Below are 17,004 nucleotides of genomic sequence, written 5' to 3'. Positions count from 1 at the left end.
TTCCTTATTTCACTGCGCCGAAGGTGAGCCCGCGGACGAGCTGCTTCTGGCTGAACCAGCCGAGGATGAGGATCGGCGCGATGGCCATGGTCGAAGCGGCCGAGAGCTTGGCGTAGAACAGGCCCTCGGGGCTCGAATAGCTGGCGATGAAGGCGGTGAGCGGGGCGGCCTTGGCGGCCGTGAGGTTGAGCGTCCAGAACGCCTCGTTCCAGGCGAGGATGACGTTGAGGAGCAGCGTCGAAGCGATGCCCGGCACGGCCATCGGCGTCAGCACGTAGATGATCTCGTCGCGCAGGGACGCGCCGTCCATCCGCGAGGCCTCGAGGATCTCGCCGGGGATCTCCTTGAAGTAGGTGTAGAGCATCCAGACGATGATCGGCAGGTTGATCAGCGTCAGCACGATCACCAGGCCGGTCTTGGTGTCGAGAAGGCCGACGTCGCGGAAGATCAGGTAGATCGGGATCAGCACGCCGACGGGCGGCAGCATCTTGGTCGAGAGCATCCACATCAGCACGTTCTTGGTGTGCTTGGCGGGGACGAAGGCCATCGACCAGGCGGCGGGGATCGCGATGATCAGGCCCAGCACGGTCGAGCCCAGCGAGATCACCACCGAGTTCCAGAAGTGCCGGAAGTAGTTCGAGCGCTCCAGCACGGTGGTGTAGTTCTCGGTGGTCCAGTTGAAGAACATGAAGCTGGGCGGCGAGGAGATCGCCTCGGCCTCGGTCTTGAAGCTGGTGACGATGGTCCACAGGATCGGGAAGAAGATCGCGAGACCGATGATCCAGGCGGCGATGGTATAGCCGACCTTGCGGCGGTTGGAGACGGCGCGGGCCATGTCAGGCGCTCCCTCTGTTCGGCGTGCGGGGCGGGCGCGGGGTCAGGCCCCGCGCGGCGAAGGTGATCTGCTCAGGCATCGAGGTTCTTTCCGATCATCCGCATCAGGAAGATCGCGACGATGTTGGCGAGGATGATCGCGACCACGCCGCCGGCCGAGCCGCCGCCAACGTCGAAGTTCAGAAGCGAACGGGCGTAGACGAGGTAGGTCAGGTTGGTCGAGGCGTTGCCCGGGCCGCCATTGGTGGTCACCAGGATCTCGGCGAAGACCGACAGCAGGAAGATCGTCTGGATCAGGATCACCACGGTGATGGCGCGCGAGAGGTGCGGCAGGGTGATGTACCAGAACCGCGACAGCGGCGAGGCGCCATCCATCTCGGCCGCTTCCATCTGCTCGCTGTCGAGCGACTGGATCGCGGTGAGCAGGATCAGCGTCGCGAAAGGCAGCCACTGCCACGACACGATGCCGATGATCGAGGCCAGAGGCGCGTGGGTCAGGAAGTCGAAAGGTTGCAACCCGACCGCCTTGGAGAACTCCGCGAAGAGCCCCGAGACCGGGTTCATGAACATGTTCTTCCAGACCAGCGCCGAGACGGTCGGCATGACGAAGAACGGCGCGATGACGAGGATGCGCACGATCCCCTGCCCCCACATCGGCTGATCCAGAAGGATCGCCAGCAGGATGCCACCGACCACGGTGATGATCAGCACCCCCCCGACCAGCAGCAGCGTGTTGAGGAGCGCCGTGAAGAAGGCCGGGTTGTTGAAGAACAGCTTGTAGTTCAGCAGCCCCACGAAGCGCTCGGTGCCCGGCATCAGCAGGTTGTAGCGCAGCAGCGAGAAGTAGATCGTCAGCGCCAGCGGAACGATCATCCACGCCAGCAACAGCAGCACGGCGGGCGAAATCATGATCCGTGCGGCGGAGCGGGAATGTTGGGTGGCCATCGGTCTCTCCGATATCTGGGACGGGCGGCGGCGCGCGATCCCCGGGCCCGGTCGCGCGGGCGACCGGAGAGGATGGCAGGCGGCGGCCCGTGACGGTGATGGGGTGATCGGCGGGGGGAGGCGGGGCCGGCCGGGAGGGTCCGGCCCCGCCTGTCATGCGGTGGCGGTTACTGGCCGTAACCCGCCGCCTGCATCTCCTGGGAAGTCAGGTCCTGAGCCGCCTGCAGCGCTTCCTCGGCCGACATCTGACCGGCAAGCGCCGCCGAGAACTGCTGGCCCACCGCGGTGGCAATGCCCTGGAACTCGGGGATGGCGACGAACTGCACCCCGGTATAGGGCACCGGATCCACGGTCGGGTTGTTCGGGTCGGCCGCGTTGATGCTGTCGAGCGTCATCTGCGCGAAGGGCGCCGCATCCAGGTATTCCTGGTTCTCGTAGAGCGAGGTGCGGGTGCCCGGCGGCACGTTGGCCCAGCCTTCCTTCTCGGCGACCAGCTCGGCGTACTCCTTGGAGGTCGCCCAGGCCACGAAGGTCTTGGCAGCATCCTCGGCATCGGTGCCGGCCGGGATACCGAGGCTCCAAGCCCAGAGCCAGTTGCCGCGCTTGCCCAGACCGTTGTCGGGGGCGAGTGCGAAGCCGACCTTGTCGGCCACGGTGCTGTCGTCACCGGTCACGAAGGAAGCGGCGACGGTGGCGTCGATCCACATGCCGCACTTGCCCTGCTGGAACAGCGCAAGGTTCTCGTTGAAGCCGTTGTTCGCGGCACCCGGGGGGCCGTATTCGTTCAGCAGCATCAGGTAGTCGTCGAGCGCAGCCTTCCACTCGGGGCTGTCGAACTGCGGTACCCAGTTCTCGTCGAACCAGCGCGCGCCATAGCTGTTGGACATGGCGGTCAGGAAGGCCATGTTCTCGCCCCAGCCGGCCTTGCCGCGCAGGCAGATGCCGTAGACCTCGTTCTCCTTGTCGGTCATCGCCGCCGCAGCTTCCTTGATGAAGTCCCAAGTCGGCGCGTCGGGCATCTCGAGCCCGGCCTCTTCCATCAGGTCGGTGCGGTACATGACCATGGAGCTCTCGCCGTAGAACGGCGCAGCATAGAGCGTGCCGTCGACCGACAGGCCCCCGGCGATCGCGGGCAGGATGTCCTCGGCGTCGTACTCCTCGGGGAGGTCGTCGAGGGGCACGAGCCAGTTCTGCTTGGCCCAGATCGGAACCTCGTAGGTGCCGATGGTCATCACGTCGTACTGGCCGCCCTTGGTGGCGATGTCGGTGGTCACGCGCTGACGCAGCACGTTCTCTTCGAGGGTCACCCAGTCGAGTTCGATGTCCGGGTGCTTCTCGGTGAAATCCGAAGACAGCTCCTGCATGCGGATCATGTCGCCGTTGTTGACGGTCGCGATGGTCAGCGTTTCTGCCTGCGCGATCGCGGCCATGCCGCACAATGCGGTCGCCCCCATCAGGATACGGGTCGTCTTGGTCATGTCTCTCCTCCCACTCACTGCTAGAGCATTTGCCTAGCCGATGGGCAATTACTCACTCATTTGCCGAGTCGAGTCAAGAGCGGCGCATGACGGCATTGCGCTGGACGCATGGTTAACGCAGGGTTAATGGCCGGAACGTGATCCGACCCGGCTTCGCAAGCTATGAGGTCGCCGTTAGGCTTTCCCGGCTGCAGCGAGGGGCATGACGGATGAACGAGAGCGGAACGACGAGCCGGGCGGAAGCACGCGGGCTGCGCCAGTCGCGCGAAATCGAGGGGCACCTCGCCTGGCTCGACAGCTTCACCGGCACCGCACTCGGCGTGCTCGCCGTGGCAAGCGGTATCTACACCTATCTCGGCGTGTCGTCGCTGCTCGACGATACCGGGGCGCTCTCGATCTTCGCGGCGATGGCCTATTCGATCGCCGTCTCGGTCGGCATTTTCGTTTTCTGGTCCTACATGCTGCGGCTCCTGCCCGCCGTCCGCTCCGCCGCCTCGCGGATCGGTCTCTTGGCTTCGATGGGCTTGGGCTCGCTCGCGATCGTCGCCATGTCGTCATGGCTCAACGCCGCGGCACTGGCCGGCGCCGCGGCGGTGGAGCAGCACCTCGCGACGACGGTGCAGGACTACCAGGGCGCGCTCGAGCGGGCGAACACGATCGCGGTCTCGGCCCAGGGGCTCGGGCGCGACGTGTCCCGGGTGCGCACGAGCTTCGAGGATCTGGGCGAACAGGAGGCATCGGGCGGGCTGTCGGGCCTGGCCGGGCGCGGCGCGGTGTTCCGGCTGCTGCGCCAGAAATCGGACGAGCTATCGGCGCTCGAGGCACAGATCGCCAGCCAGCAGCCGCTTCTCGACGCGGCCTTCGCCGAAGGCAACGCGATCCTGAGCCGGATGCGCGCGCTCACCGTCGCGCCCGGCCCGGTCGAGGCACGTTCGGTCGAGTTCTCGGAAGAGGCGGTGCGGCTCGCCGGCGTGATCACCACGCTGCGCCAACTCTCGGTCGCGCCGCTGGTGGTGCGCGCGGCGAGCGATTTGTCCGCTTCCGTGGTGTTGCCGCAGCTCGATGGCGGCGACGATGCGGCCCGCTCGGGCCAGCGGGCGACCATCGAGTCGGTGCTGACCGTGCTGGGCCAGCGTGCCGACACGCTTCGTCAGGCCGCCGAGGCGGTGATCGCGATGCCGCCGCCAGCCGACACCACCTATACCCCGATTTCGGCCGCCGACGCCGTGATCCTTTATGCCCGCAACTTCGTGCCCTCCTGGGCCGGCGCGATTGCCATCGACCTGCTGCCTGCGGTGCTGGTGCTCATCGTTTCGGTGGCACAGGCGGCGATCCGAACCGGGCGCGACGGCGTCGCGGTCGAGGACCAGATGACGCTGGCCGAGCTGCGCGGCGCGCTGATCGCGCTGCGCGAGATCGAGGCCGCCACCCCGGCCGAGAAGTCGCAGGAGCCAAACGCGACTGCCGCGCCGACGCCGGTCGACATCGCCCGGCCCGCCGAATGAGCACGCCGCGCCGCTGGCTCGTGGCCGTGCTGATGGCCGAGATCGCCCTCGGCGCGCTGCTGTTCGGCGGCGACCTCGCGCGGGCCCTGCCGCGGATCGTCTGGCCCTCCAGCGCGCCGCAAATCACCGAACCGGTGCGCCCCGGCGACCAGACCCGCCGCTTCCGCCCCGACCGGCTGCCCGCGCGCGAGCGCCCCGATGGCACGCCGATGCCGGATACCGGCGACATGCCCGACCGGCTCGCGATCGACCTGCGCGACGGGGCGCTGTTCCTCAGGGGACGCATCGCGCCCGGCGATGCCGCCCGCCTTACCGCCGCGCTCGATCTCGCCGAGGCGACGCCGGGCACTGCTTGGCTCGACAGCCCCGGTGGCTCGGTCATCGATGCGCTGGAGATCGGGCGGCTGCTGCGGGGGGCCGCGACCGACACGCGGATGAGCGCCGAGGCGATCTGTCTCTCGGCCTGCCCCTACATACTGGCGGGCGGGATCGAGCGCCGCGTGGCCGAGGGCGCTTGGGTCGGCCTGCATCAGCACTATTTCGACCAGAACACCGCCCTGCCCGCGATCTTCGCGGTCGAGGACATCCAGCGCGGACAGGGTGAGGTGATGGGCTACCTGATCGAGATGGGTGTCGATCCGGCACTGATGCGCCACGCGCTCGCCACACCCCCCGACGAGATCTACCTGCTGCTACCCGAAGAACTGGAACGGTACCGGCTGAGCCACGCCGCGCCCGATCCCGCCGGTTGAACGCCGCCCCCGGCCCCTCCCTCTTGACGCCGCGCCTGCGCCTGTCACAAGGCGGGCCATGAGCACCGGCGCCCTTACCATCGATCTCGACGCGCTCGCCGCCAACTGGCGCGCGCTTGACGCCATGACCTCCTGCGAGACGGGGGCGGTCGTCAAGGCCGACGGCTACGGCCTCGGGGCTGCGCGCGTCGCCCGCAGGCTCGCCCATGAAGGCGCGCGGCGCTTCTTCGTGGCGGTGGCCGAAGAGGGCGCGGCGCTCCGCAGGGCGCTGGGCCCGGCGCCCGAAATCTACGTCTTCTCGGGGCACATGGAGGGTGATACGCGCCGCCTTGCCGCGGCCGCGCTGATCCCGATGCTCAATTCGATCGATCAGCTTGCCCGCCATCTCGAGGCGCTGCCGGGCCACGCCTTCGGCATCCAGCTCGACACCGGGATGAACCGGCTCGGCTTCGAATGGTCCGACTGGTCAGAGGCGGCCGGGATCGCGCTCGATCACGCGCCGGTCTGGCTGACGAGCCATCTCGCCTGCGCGGACGAGCCCGACCACGAGATGAACCCCTACCAGCTCGACATCTTCCGGCAGATGACCGACGGGCTCGGCGTGCCGCGCTCCCTCTCGGCCACCGGCGGCATCCTGCTCGGCCGCGACTATCATTTCGACATGACCCGCCCCGGCATCGGCCTGTACGGCGGGCTGCCCTTCGATGCGGCCCAGCCTGTGGTCCGGCTCGACCTGCCGGTGGTGCAGTGCCGCGATCTCGTCGAGGGCGAAGTGGTGGGCTACGGCAATTCCTGGCAGGCCGATCGCCCCAGCCGCATCGCCACGATCTCCGGCGGCTATGCCGACGGGCTGATCCGGGCGATGTCGGGGCGCGCCACCTTCTGGCATGGCGACACGCCCTGCCCGCTCGTCGGGCGTGTCTCGATGGACCTGATTACCGTGGACGTCACCGATCTGGGCGAGGACCCCGAATATCTGACCCTGCTCGGCCCGCATCAGGGCGTTGATTCGCTGGCCGAGGCCGCGGGCACGATCGGCTACGAAATCCTCACCTCGCTCGGCTCGCGCTACGCCAGGATTGAAATTCCGGGGTGATGAGGGGCGCACGACCCGCATCGATTACGGTTTAGCGACAATACCGTCACAATTTTTGGTGAAGCGACGCTTTGAGGAACCGGCAAAGAGCCGCCGAGGTTAGAGTGGAAACTGACACATCCGTGCCGGAGACCGCTCGTGACCAAGTCCAGCCCCGCCGCCCTCGCCACCCGCGCCCTGCAGATGATCGCGATGACCGTGCTGGCGCTTGCTGCCGCCGCAGCCCTCGCCGCCACCATCGCCGCCACGCTGGGATACCTGCCATGGCTACAGCTGAGCGCCAGCTTCGGCGAGACCGCCCTGCCTTGGGCCGGAATGGCGCTGCAGATCTTCCTGACCGGCCTGCTGGTCACGCTGGTCTTCTTCCTGCCCTCCTCGGGCCGCGTCCTGTCCCTCGAAAAGAGCCACCGCGATTTCCGCATCTCGATGGATGACGTAGCGCGGGCCTACCACGTGGCCCATACCGCCGATCGGGCCGGTGTCTTCACCATGTCCTCCGAATTCGACGCGGTGCGCGAGCGCCTCGCCTTCCTGCGCGACCACCCTGATCTGGGCCATCTCGAGCACGACGTGATGGAGGTCGCTGCGCAGATGGGCGAACAGGCGCGCAATCTGGCGGATATCTATTCCGACGAGAAAGTGGCCCGCGCCCGCAAGTTCCTCACGCAACGGCAGGAGGATGCCGAGCGCCAGCAGGAACGCATCGTCGAGGCGCTGCACATCTGCCGCGAGCTGAAGCGCTGGTCCGATCAGGTCGAGCTCGAGGAAAGCGTGGTGGCGAGCCAGCTGGCGCAGCTCGACGATCAGCTCCGCACCATCCTTCCCGAACTGGGCTACGACGCGACCAAGCGCGATGCCGAGGACGACCGGTCCCCGGACGACCTGCCCAAGGTCGTGAACATGAAGCCTGCCGCCGAATAGGCCATGGCCCCGGTGGCGGAGCATGCCGTCAACGTAAGGTGAACATCGATGGCCCGGCGCATCGCGTCGGGCCATTGCTCGTATGACCGGGATCGGCGAAAAGAGCGGCATGGCCAAGGATCTCAATTTCGTCTGCACCGAATGCGGCGCGACCCATTCGAAATGGTCGGGGCGCTGCGACGCCTGCGGCGCATGGAACACCATTCAGGAAGAGGCGCCGTTGACCTCGGGGCCCGGCGCCAAGGCGCTGGGGGCGCAGCGCGGCCGCAAGATCGCGCTCACCGATCTCGCCTCCACGCCCGAGGCGCCGCCGCGCACCATCTCCGGAGTGGCCGAACTTGACCGTGTGCTTGGCGGCGGCCTCGTCGCCGCCTCGGCGCTGCTGGTCGGCGGCGATCCGGGCATCGGCAAGTCGACCCTGCTGTTGCAGGCGGCGGCGCGCTTTGCCCGGGGCGGGCTCAAGGTGATCTACGTCACCGGCGAGGAATCGGCGGCGCAGGTGCAGATGCGCGCCCAGCGCCTCGGCCTGACCGAGAGCCCGGTGACGCTCGCCGCCGAAACCAACCTGCGCGACATCCTGACCACGCTGGATGCCGAGCGGCCCGACCTCGTGATCATCGACTCCATCCAGACCATGTGGTCGGACAAGGTCGAGGCCGCGCCGGGATCGGTCAGCCAGGTGCGCACCGCGGCGCATGAACTGACGACATTCGCCAAGACCCGCGGCATCGCGGTGATCATGGTTGGCCACGTCACCAAGGAGGGCACGCTCGCCGGCCCCCGCGTGGTCGAGCACATGGTCGATTGCGTGCTTTATTTCGAGGGCGAGCGCGGCCACCAGTTTCGCATCCTGCGCGCCCATAAGAACCGCTTCGGCCCGGCCGACGAGATCGGCGTGTTCGAGATGACCGGCAAGGGACTGGCCGAGGTCAAGAATCCCTCGGCGCTGTTCCTCTCCGAGCGCGACACCGCGACACCGGGCTCGGTGGTCTTCGCGGGTATCGAGGGCACGCGGCCGATCCTGTGCGAGATCCAGGCGCTGGTTTCACCCGCACAGCCCGGCCAGACCCGGCGCTCGGTGGTGGGCTGGGATGGCGGGCGGCTGGCGATGATCCTCGCGGTGCTCGAAAGCCGCTGCGGCGTCTCCTTCGCCGGGCTCGACGTCTATCTCAACGTCGCGGGCGGGCTTCGCATCGGCGAGCCCGCCGCCGATCTCGCCGTGGCGGCCGCGCTGATCAGCGCCCGCGAGGACAGTGCGCTGCCGGTGGATTGCGCGATCTTCGGCGAGATTTCTCTCTCGGGCGCGGTGCGACCGGTGTCGCAGATGGAAAACAGGTTGAAAGAAGCCGCGAAACTTGGTTTCACGCAGGCCATCCTGCCGCAGCGCCCGAAGCGTCGCGCCGGGGCGGAAATGGCAGCCGGGCTCGACCTGCGCGAGATGCGCGACCTGCCGGGCTTCGTCGACACGGTGTTCGGACTGGCGCCCGGCGAACGGGAATAAGGGTTCTCATGGAAAGTTTCACGATCATCGACGGCATCGTCGCGCTCATCGTCGTGGTGTCGGCGCTTCTTGCCTATTCACGCGGATTGGTGCGCGAGGCACTGGCCATCGCGGGCTGGATCGGCGCAACGATCCTCGCCTTCATCTTCGCCGATCAGGTTCGACCGCTTGTGCGGCAGATCCCGGTGGTGGGCGATTTCATCGGCGACAGCTGCGAGCTGTCGATCATCGCCGCCTTCGCTGTGGTCTTCGCCATCGCCCTGGTGCTGTTTTCGATCTTCACGCCGGTCTTCTCCGGCGCGGTGCAGCGCTCGGCGCTGGGCGGCATCGATCAGGGCCTGGGCTTCCTGTTCGGCGTGGCGCGCGGCATCCTGCTCGTGGCGGTGGGCTTCTTCGTCTACGAGGTGATCCTCTCGGCACAGCAGATCCCGATGGTCGAGAACAGCCGCGCGGCGGCGGTGTTCAGCCAGATCACCGAGGGCTTCTCGACCGAGGAACCGCAGGCGGCGCTGGCTTGGGTGACGCTGCAATACGAGCAGCTCGTCGGCCTCTGCGCCGCCCCGGCCTGAGCCTCATAGCAGAACGGCGCGGATGGCATAGGCCACCGCGCCGACCGCTGCGACCCCCGCGGCCCAGAGCGCCACGAACCAGACCACCCGCCTCAGCATCAGTGATACCCCTTCTCAGGGTCGAGCTTGCCGCGGAACACCCAGTAGGCGTAGCCGGTATAGGCTAGGATGATCGGCACCAGCACGATCGCGCCTACGAACATGAAGAGCTGGCTCTTGGCCGGCGCCGCCGCCTCCCAGATCGTGATCTCCTGCGGGATGGCCAGCGGCCAGATCGAGATCCCGAGCCCCAGGAAACACAGCGCGAAGAGCACCAGCCCGAGGATGAAGGGCAGCCGGTCGCGCGTCGGGTGGAACAGCGAGCGCAGCAGCAGCAGCGCAATGCCCCCGATCAGGATCGGCACCGGCGCGGTCAGCGCGATCTGCGGCCAGCCGAACCAGCGCGCGGCATAGCCCGCGCCGAGGAACGGGGTCGCGAGGCTCACCGCCACGATGCCGACTATCGTCGCCACGAAGAAGGCCCGCGCCATGACCCGCACCCGGTGCTGGATCTCGCCCTCGAGCTTCATGTTGAGCCAGCAGGCGCCGAGAAAGGCGTAACCGACCACTACTGACACGCCGCACAGGATCGAAAACGGCGTGAGCCAGTCCCACCAGCCGCCCGCATAGGCGCGGCCCTCGACCTCGATCCCCTGTAGGAAGGCGCCGAGGATGATCCCCTGCGCCAGCGCCGCCGTGACCGAGCCGCCGATGAAGGCCGCGTCCCAAGCCCGCTTGGACAGGCGCGAACTGGCCCGCCAGCGGTATTCGAACGCCACGCCGCGAAAGATTAGCGCCAGCAGCATCGCGATGATCGCCGGATACACGGCGGGCATGATGACCGCATAGGCTAGGGGAAAGGCGGCGAAGAGACCGCCGCCCCCCAGCACGAGCCATGTCTCGTTGCCGTCCCAGACCGGCGCGACCGAGTTCATCATGATGTCCCGGTCCGACTTCTCCCGGAAGAACGGGTAGAGGATGCCGATGCCCAGATCGAAACCGTCCAGCACGACATAGACGAAGACCGAGAAGGCCAGCAGCAGGGCCCATGCGACGGTGAGATCGATGGAATAGAACATCAGCTGGTCTCCGGTGCGATGTCACGGCCGCTTTCGCGCATCTGCCGATCGGGGTTGATGCCCGAGGTGCGGATCGGCCCGGGCTCCACCCGCACGCCGCGCTCGCCCAGCGCCGGCGCGTGATGCATCAGCTTGAGGATATAGGCCACGCCCGCGCCGAAGATCACGAAGTAGATCACCACGAAGGCGATGAGCGAGGTGCCGACCGCGCTGGCCCCCAGCGGCGAATGCGCCTCGGACGTCCGTAGCGCGCCATAGACCACATAGGGCTGGCGACCGACCTCAGTGGTGATCCATCCCGCGATGACCGCGACAAGCCCCGACGGCCCCATCACCAGCGCCGCGCGATGCAGCCACTTGGCATCGTAGAGCCGCGCGCGGAACCGCGCCCAGAGCGAGAACAGCCCCACCCCCAGCATCGCGAAGCCCAGGCCCACCATGACACGGAAGCTCCAGAACACGATGGCGACCGGGGGCTGCTCATCGCGCGGGATCGTGTCGAGACCGGCCAGCGGCGCGTTCAGGTCGTGCTCGAGAATCAGCGAGGACAGCTTCGGAATGCCGATCGCGTATTTCAGCTCCTGCGCCTCCTGATCGGGAATGCCGAACAGGTAGAGCGGCGCGCCATGTTCATGGCTTTCGAAATGCCCCTCCATCGCCATCACCTTGGCCGGCTGGTGCTTCAGCGTGTTGATGCCGTGCATGTCGCCGAGGAATATCTGCAGCGGCGCGACGATGGCCGCCATCCACATCGCCATGGAGAACATGGTGCGCACGCCGGGGTTCTCGCGCTGCCCGCGCAGCAGGTGCCATGCCCCGACGCCGCCGACGATGAAGGCGGTGGTCAGATAGGCCGCCGTCAGCGTGTGCGCGAGCCGGTAGGGGAAGGACGGGTTGAAGATGATCGCCCACCAGTCCTCGGGCAGGTACTGCCCGTTCTCGCCGATCGAGAAGCCCTGCGGCGTCTGCATCCACGAATTCACCGAGAGGATCCATGTCGCCGAAATCGCGGTGCCGACCGCCACCATCAGGCAGGCGAACATGTGCAGCCCCGGCCCCACCTTATCGCGCCCGAAGATCATGATCCCGAGGAAACCCGCCTCTAGGAAGAAGGCGGTCAGGACCTCGTATGCCATGAGCGGCCCGATCACCGGTCCCGCGATGTCGGAAAACACCGACCAGTTGGTGCCGAACTGGTAGGACATGGTGATGCCCGACACGACCCCCATGGCGAAGGTGATCGCGAAGATCTTCAGCCAGTACTTGAACAGTCGGAGATAGGCCTCGTTCTTGGTCCACAGATACAGCGCGTTGAGCACCGCGAGAAAGCTCGCCAGCCCGATCGAGACCGCCGGGAAGATGAAGTGGAAGGCCACGGTGAAGCCGAACTGCATCCGCGCCAGCGTGACCGCGTCGAAGCCGAGAAAGGTGTCCATGGGCGAAATCCTTCTGCCTTCCCCTGACTTAGGGACAGGGTGCGCCGAGGCAACGCGACATCCTGCCTCCAAGGGGCGAACGCGACATCGTGCCTCGCCGGGTGCGCGCGCGGCGGGCCATGGTCGGCGGCGGGCGCGACAACGTGACCTCGAAACGCTGCCTTCGCCTTGCGTAACGGCGCGCGACAGGGCATTGGGCGACCCGACGGAAAGGATGATATGATCCTTTCGTGACACTCGGACGCGAAGGCCGTAAATGGTCCTCGCAACGCACCGTATTCGGAGCCAGCCAGATGCGCGATTTTCCCGCCCACCCCTTCGACGACGACAAGCTCAAGGAGGAATGCGGCGTATTCGGCGTCATCGGCGTCTCGGACGCCGCGAACTTTCTCGCTTTGGGCCTGCACGCGCTGCAGCATCGCGGACAGGAAGCCGCCGGCATGGTCACCCACGACCCCGAGGCGGGGTTCTGCTCGGCCCGCCGCATGGGCTATGTGCGCGACAACTTCACCTCGCGCGAGGTGCTCGAAACCCTGCCCGGCACGCTCGGGATCGGCCATGTCCGCTACTCGACCTCCGGCCACAAGGGTCAGACCGCGATCCGCGACGTGCAGCCCTTCTTCGGCGAATTCTCGATGGGCGGCGCCGCCGTGGCCCATAACGGCAACCTGACCAACGCCGCCGCGCTGCGCCGCGAGTTGATCGAGCGTGGCTCGATCTTCCAGTCCTCCTCGGACACCGAATGCATCATCCACCTGATGGCGCGCTCGATGGGCCGCTCGATCCCCGACCGCATGGAAGAGGCGCTGCGCAAATGCGAGGGCGCCTTCTCGATCGTCGCGATGACCCGCACCAAGCTGATCGGCTGCCGCGACCCGCTGGGCGTGCGCCCGCTGGTGCTGGGTAGGCTGGGCGATGGCTGGGTGCTGTCGTCGGAGACCTGCGCGCTCGACATCGTCGGTGCCGAGCTGGTGCGCGAGATCGAGCCGGGCGAGATGGTGGTAATCACCCCCAAGGGCGTCGAAAGCAACTTCCCCTTCAAGAACCGCGCCTCGCGCTTCTGCATCTTCGAGCATGTCTATTTCTCGCGGCCCGACAGCATCCTCGGCGGCCGCTCGGTCTACGAGACCCGGCGCCAGATCGGCGTCGAGCTGGCGCGCGAAGCCCCGGTCGAGGCGGATCTCGTCTGCCCGGTGCCGGATTCGGGCACGCCCGCGGCCATCGGCTACAGCCATGAAAGCGGTATCCCTTATGGCATGGGGATCATCCGCAACCAGTATATGGGCCGGACCTTCATCGAGCCCTCCGAGCAGATCCGCAACATGGGCGTGCGGCTCAAGCTCAACGTCAACCGCGCCCTGATCCGCGGCAAGCGGGTGATCCTCGTTGACGACTCGGTGGTGCGCGGCACCACCTCGCGCAAGATCAAGGAGATGATCCTCGACGCGGGCGCCGCCGAGGTGCATTTCCGCATCGCGTCCCCGCCGACCGCCTGGCCCTGTTTCTACGGTGTCGACACGCCCGAGCGCGAGAAGCTGCTGGCCTCGCATATGAGCGAGGAGGAGATGCGCCGCCATCTCGACGTCGACAGCCTCAAATTCATCTCGCTCGACGGGCTTTACCGTGCCGTGGGCGTGGCCGAGGGGCGTGACGCCAAGGCGCCGCGCTATTGCGACGCCTGCTTCTCGGGCGACTACCCGGTGGTGCCCGCCGACATGGTCGACAAGGGCTTCCAGCTCAAGACCGCGGCTGAATAAGCCCGCAGCCCGGCGCCGCTTCGGCGGCGCGACGGCCCTTGCGTCAAGCCTGATGCAGGCCGGTATCGTCGAAGGCGGCCTCGAGTTCGGCGATCTCGATCCGGCCCATCTCCAGCAGGCGCTGCGCGACCCGCCCGGCGGCGTCGCGATCCGCCTGGGCCAGCAGACGCGGCAGCGCCTCGGGCAGAACCTGCCAGGGAAGGCCGAAACGGTCGCGCAGCCAGCCGCAGCGCCCGCCCTCGCCGCCTTCCGCGATCAGCGCGTTCCAAAGCCGATCCGTCTCGCCCTGATCTCGGGTCAGGACCGATATCGGCACCGCCTCGGTAAGCCGCAGATGCGGCCCGCCGTTGATGGCGAGATAACCGATACCGCCCAGACGGAACTCGACGATGTTGACGGTGCCGCTCGCAGGATCGCGCAGCACCCTTTCGATCCGGCTGTCCGGTAGCAGCGAGACGTAGAACCGCGCGGCCTGCTCGCCCTGTGTATAGAACCATAGGCAGATCCGCTGTTGCGCTGGTTCCATCAACGCGCCTCCCAACCCTGTCAGGCTAGGACGGACCCGGCCGCGACGCAATTGCCGCAAGGTAAGCATGAGGTAACGATAGCGGAGATCCGCCAAGCTGGTGGCGCCGTAATGCGGCGGGGCGGGTCACCCGGTGCGATGCGTGCCACCCTTGCCGGACGGCGCGATATGCTTCACATGCAGGGCGAATGACCCAGCCGCATCCCACTTCCCTCGCGCCCCATCGCCCCCGATCGCGTCCCCATGCCGGGGGCCGGGCGCTGCGGCTCGACGCCGCTCGTGCCGAGCTGGCGCGCCGCCACCACGCGACCCAAGGAGACCTTTCGGCATGACCGAGACTGCAAAGCCCATCCTGATCACCGGCGCCAGCCGCGGCCTTGGCGCCGCGATCGCCGAGGCGCTGGCACCCGGCCGCCACCTCGTCGCCGTGGGCCGGACCACCGGCGCGCTCGAAGAACTCGATGACCGGATCCGCGCCGCGGGCGGTCAGGCGACGCTGGCGCCGATGGACATCACCGTGCCCGAGGCGATGCAGCAGCTCTGCCGCTCGATCCACGACCGCTGGGGCGGCATCGACATGTGGATCCACACCGCGATCCACGCGGGCCCGCTGGCCCCCGCGCCGCATCTCGCCGACAAGGATCTCGACCGCTCGATCGCGGTGAACCTGCGCGCCACGGCGCGACTGATCGCCTATGTCGCGCCGCTTCTGGGCCAGACAGGCCGCGCCGTCTTCTTCGACGACCCGCAGGGCGGCGAGAAGTTCTTTGGGCATTACGGATCGACCAAGGCGGCGCAGATGGCGCTCGTGCGGTCCTGGCAGGCCGAAACCGTGAAGACCGGCCCCGAAATCCGCATCCTCGCACCCCGTCCGATGCCCACCGCCACCCGCGCGCGGTTCTACCCGGGCGAAGACCGGAGCGATCTGACCGATATCCGGGCCGAGGCGGCACGGCTGCTCCCCGAGCTTCTCGAGGACTGAAAGGCTGGCGGCCGCGCGCCGGTCGCCGTCGTTCTCCGGGTTTTGCCCAAGGCGATCCGCACGATCGCCTGCGCCCCGTCTTGCAATGCTTGCCGCCCCCCTGCCGCTCCCGTAACAAGGGGCCAAAGGGGGCCGCATGCGCATTCTCATCACCAATGACGACGGCATCAACGCACCGGGGCTGAAGGTGCTCGAGGAGATCGCGGCCGAGATCGCCGGTCCCTCGGGCGAGGTCTGGGTCGTCGCACCCGCCTTCGAGCAGTCCGGCGTGGCGCATTGCATCTCCTACACCCACCCCACGATGATCGCCGAGCTCGGCCCGCGCCGCTTCGCAGCCGAGGGCAGCCCCGCCGATTGCGTCATGGCCGGCCTGCATGACGTGCTGGCCGACGGGCGCCCCGACCTCGTGCTCTCGGGCGTCAACCGCGGCAACAACGCCGCCGAGAACGCCATGTATTCGGGCACCATCGGCGGCGCCATGGAGGCGGCGCTGCACGGGCTGCCGGCGATCGCGCTGTCGCAGTTTTACGGGCCCGCCAATGTTTCGCTCGATGATCCGTTCGACGCGGCAAGGCGGCATGGCGCGGCCACGGTCAGGCGGCTGCTCGACCACGCCATCTGGGATTCCGAGGCCGATTACCGGCTGTTCTACAACGTCAATTTCCCGGCCCTGCCCGGCGCCGACGTGCGCGGATTGCGGGTCGGGCGGCAAGGGTTCCGGCGCGACACCTCCTTTGGCGTCGAGCCGCATGTCTCGCCATCGGGCCGGCGTTTCCTGTGGGTGCGCGGCGGGCGGCAGGACGTGCCGACCGGACCCGGCACCGACGCGCAGGACAATCTCGACGGCTATATCTCGGTCGTGCCGATGCGCGCGGATCTCACCGCCCACGACGCGCTCGACGCGGTGACGGCCGCGCTGGGAGATGCCGTGGCATGAGCTTCGACGCCGACGCCAAGATGCGCTTTCTCTACGCCCTGCGCTCGCACGGGGTGACGGATGCGCGGGTGCTCGACGCGATGGAGAAGATCGACCGCGCGCGCTTCGTGAAGGGACTTTTCGCTGAGCGCGCCTATGCCGACATGCCGCTGCCGATCGCCTGCGGCCAGACCATTTCGCAGCCCTCGGTGGTCGGTCTGATGACACAGGCGCTCGATGTGCAGCCGCGCGACAAGGTACTCGAAGTGGGCTGCGGCTCGGGCTACCAGGCCGCGATCCTGAGCCTACTCGGGCGGCGCATCTACACGATCGACCGGTTTCGCAGCCTCGTGGCCGAGGCGCGCGCCGTGTTCGAAGCGATGGACCTGCCCAACATCACCGCGATCACCGCCGATGGCTCCTTCGGCCTGCCCGAGCAGGCACCGTTCGACCGAATCATCGTGACCGCCGCGGCCGAGGATCCCCCCGGCCCGCTCTTGGCGCAGCTCAGGGTGGGCGGTATCATGGTGCTTCCCGTCGGCCAGTCCGACACGGTGCAAAGCCTGATCCGGGTGACGCGCAAGGATACGGGCTTCGACTACGAGGAATTGCGCGCGGTGCGCTTCGTGCCCCTGGTCGAAGGGCTGGGACAGGACTGAGACGGAGCG

Annotated in this window: 17 protein-coding genes; 10 read left to right on the top strand and 7 right to left on the bottom strand. The window is 67.6% G+C overall.

Going from position 1 to position 17,004, the window contains the following annotated elements; all coding sequences use genetic code 11:
* Nucleotides 1-4 precede the first annotated feature (4 nt).
* The 3 genes from LOS8367_RS02345 to LOS8367_RS02335 all read right to left on the bottom strand — a co-directional run bounded on the left by LOS8367_RS02345 (nucleotide 5) and on the right by LOS8367_RS02335 (nucleotide 3,257).
* Nucleotides 5-835, bottom strand: a complete 831-nt coding sequence (locus LOS8367_RS02345; RefSeq protein ID WP_085894824.1) for a carbohydrate ABC transporter permease — start codon at nucleotides 833-835, stop codon at nucleotides 5-7.
* Nucleotides 836-906: 71 nt separating this feature from the next.
* The gene (locus LOS8367_RS02340) at nucleotides 907-1,779 is read right to left on the bottom strand and encodes a carbohydrate ABC transporter permease (RefSeq protein ID WP_085894823.1); all 873 of its coding nucleotides are present in this window, start codon (nucleotides 1,777-1,779) and stop codon (nucleotides 907-909) included.
* 167 nt (nucleotides 1,780-1,946) lie between these two features.
* Nucleotides 1,947-3,257, bottom strand: coding sequence for an ABC transporter substrate-binding protein (locus tag LOS8367_RS02335; protein ID WP_085894822.1), 1,311 nt, complete (start codon nucleotides 3,255-3,257; stop codon nucleotides 1,947-1,949).
* Between the two features lie 209 nt (nucleotides 3,258-3,466).
* On the opposite strand from LOS8367_RS02335, the gene LOS8367_RS02330 reads away from it, so the two are divergent.
* The 6 genes from LOS8367_RS02330 to LOS8367_RS02305 all read left to right on the top strand — a co-directional run bounded on the left by LOS8367_RS02330 (nucleotide 3,467) and on the right by LOS8367_RS02305 (nucleotide 9,601).
* Nucleotides 3,467-4,762: a hypothetical protein gene (locus LOS8367_RS02330; RefSeq protein WP_085894821.1), complete on the top strand. Its 1,296-nt coding sequence runs from the start codon at nucleotides 3,467-3,469 to the stop codon at nucleotides 4,760-4,762.
* Nucleotides 4,759-5,514, top strand: coding sequence for a COG3904 family protein (locus LOS8367_RS02325; protein ID WP_085894820.1), 756 nt, complete (start codon nucleotides 4,759-4,761; stop codon nucleotides 5,512-5,514). Before LOS8367_RS02330 ends, LOS8367_RS02325 begins: the two co-directional genes overlap by 4 nt.
* A gap of 58 nt (nucleotides 5,515-5,572) precedes the next feature.
* On the top strand, nucleotides 5,573-6,610 hold the full coding sequence (alr, locus tag LOS8367_RS02320) for an alanine racemase (protein WP_085894819.1): 1,038 nt from the start codon (nucleotides 5,573-5,575) through the stop codon (nucleotides 6,608-6,610).
* Nucleotides 6,611-6,802: 192 nt separating this feature from the next.
* Nucleotides 6,803-7,531, top strand: coding sequence for a DNA repair protein (locus tag LOS8367_RS02315; RefSeq protein WP_085894915.1), 729 nt, complete (start codon nucleotides 6,803-6,805; stop codon nucleotides 7,529-7,531).
* 109 nt (nucleotides 7,532-7,640) lie between these two features.
* Nucleotides 7,641-9,032 carry a DNA repair protein RadA gene (gene radA, locus LOS8367_RS02310; protein ID WP_085894818.1) on the top strand — a complete coding sequence of 464 codons (1,392 nt, stop codon included), beginning with the start codon at nucleotides 7,641-7,643 and terminating at the stop codon, nucleotides 9,030-9,032.
* A gap of 8 nt (nucleotides 9,033-9,040) precedes the next feature.
* A complete protein-coding gene (locus LOS8367_RS02305; protein ID WP_085894817.1) occupies nucleotides 9,041-9,601 on the top strand; it encodes a CvpA family protein in 561 nt (186 codons plus the stop codon).
* Between the two features lie 3 nt (nucleotides 9,602-9,604).
* Here the strand turns inward: LOS8367_RS02305 and LOS8367_RS02300 are convergent, their stop codons facing one another.
* Genes LOS8367_RS02300 through LOS8367_RS02290 form a run of 3 tightly spaced genes read right to left on the bottom strand, consistent with a single transcriptional unit; the run spans nucleotide 9,605 to nucleotide 12,155 of the window.
* Entirely contained in the window at nucleotides 9,605-9,700 is a 96-nt protein-coding gene (locus LOS8367_RS02300) for a DUF2474 family protein (RefSeq protein ID WP_085894816.1), read from the bottom strand.
* Nucleotides 9,700-10,719 (bottom strand): cytochrome d ubiquinol oxidase subunit II, encoded by a 1,020-nt coding sequence (cydB, locus tag LOS8367_RS02295; RefSeq protein ID WP_085894815.1) that lies wholly within the window; start codon nucleotides 10,717-10,719, stop codon nucleotides 9,700-9,702. The genes LOS8367_RS02300 and cydB overlap by 1 nt, the downstream gene beginning before the upstream one ends.
* Nucleotides 10,719-12,155, bottom strand: a complete 1,437-nt coding sequence (locus LOS8367_RS02290) for a cytochrome ubiquinol oxidase subunit I (protein ID WP_085894814.1) — start codon at nucleotides 12,153-12,155, stop codon at nucleotides 10,719-10,721. The genes cydB and LOS8367_RS02290 overlap by 1 nt, the downstream gene beginning before the upstream one ends.
* A gap of 293 nt (nucleotides 12,156-12,448) precedes the next feature.
* Here LOS8367_RS02290 and purF point away from each other — a divergent pair, with 293 nt between their 5' ends.
* The gene (gene purF, locus LOS8367_RS02285; protein ID WP_085894813.1) at nucleotides 12,449-13,912 is read left to right on the top strand and encodes an amidophosphoribosyltransferase; all 1,464 of its coding nucleotides are present in this window, start codon (nucleotides 12,449-12,451) and stop codon (nucleotides 13,910-13,912) included.
* A gap of 43 nt (nucleotides 13,913-13,955) precedes the next feature.
* On the opposite strand, the gene LOS8367_RS02280 is transcribed toward purF, so the two are convergent.
* Entirely contained in the window at nucleotides 13,956-14,438 is a 483-nt protein-coding gene (locus tag LOS8367_RS02280; RefSeq protein WP_085894812.1) for a VOC family protein, read from the bottom strand.
* 328 nt (nucleotides 14,439-14,766) lie between these two features.
* Here LOS8367_RS02280 and LOS8367_RS02275 point away from each other — a divergent pair, with 328 nt between their 5' ends.
* From LOS8367_RS02275 to LOS8367_RS02265, 3 genes are all read left to right on the top strand, one after another.
* Nucleotides 14,767-15,420: an SDR family NAD(P)-dependent oxidoreductase gene (locus LOS8367_RS02275; protein ID WP_085894811.1), complete on the top strand. Its 654-nt coding sequence runs from the start codon at nucleotides 14,767-14,769 to the stop codon at nucleotides 15,418-15,420.
* A gap of 136 nt (nucleotides 15,421-15,556) precedes the next feature.
* The gene (gene surE, locus LOS8367_RS02270) at nucleotides 15,557-16,357 is read left to right on the top strand and encodes a 5'/3'-nucleotidase SurE (RefSeq protein ID WP_085894810.1); all 801 of its coding nucleotides are present in this window, start codon (nucleotides 15,557-15,559) and stop codon (nucleotides 16,355-16,357) included.
* Nucleotides 16,354-16,995, top strand: coding sequence for a protein-L-isoaspartate(D-aspartate) O-methyltransferase (locus LOS8367_RS02265; protein ID WP_085894809.1), 642 nt, complete (start codon nucleotides 16,354-16,356; stop codon nucleotides 16,993-16,995). Before surE ends, LOS8367_RS02265 begins: the two co-directional genes overlap by 4 nt.
* Nucleotides 16,996-17,004 lie beyond the last annotated feature (9 nt).

The organism is Limimaricola soesokkakensis, assembly GCF_900172345.1.
Taxonomy (GTDB): Bacteria; Pseudomonadota; Alphaproteobacteria; order Rhodobacterales; family Rhodobacteraceae; genus Limimaricola; species Limimaricola soesokkakensis.
The sequence above is the reverse complement of the archived record's forward strand: the minus strand, read 5'-3'. Positions and strand labels throughout refer to the sequence as shown.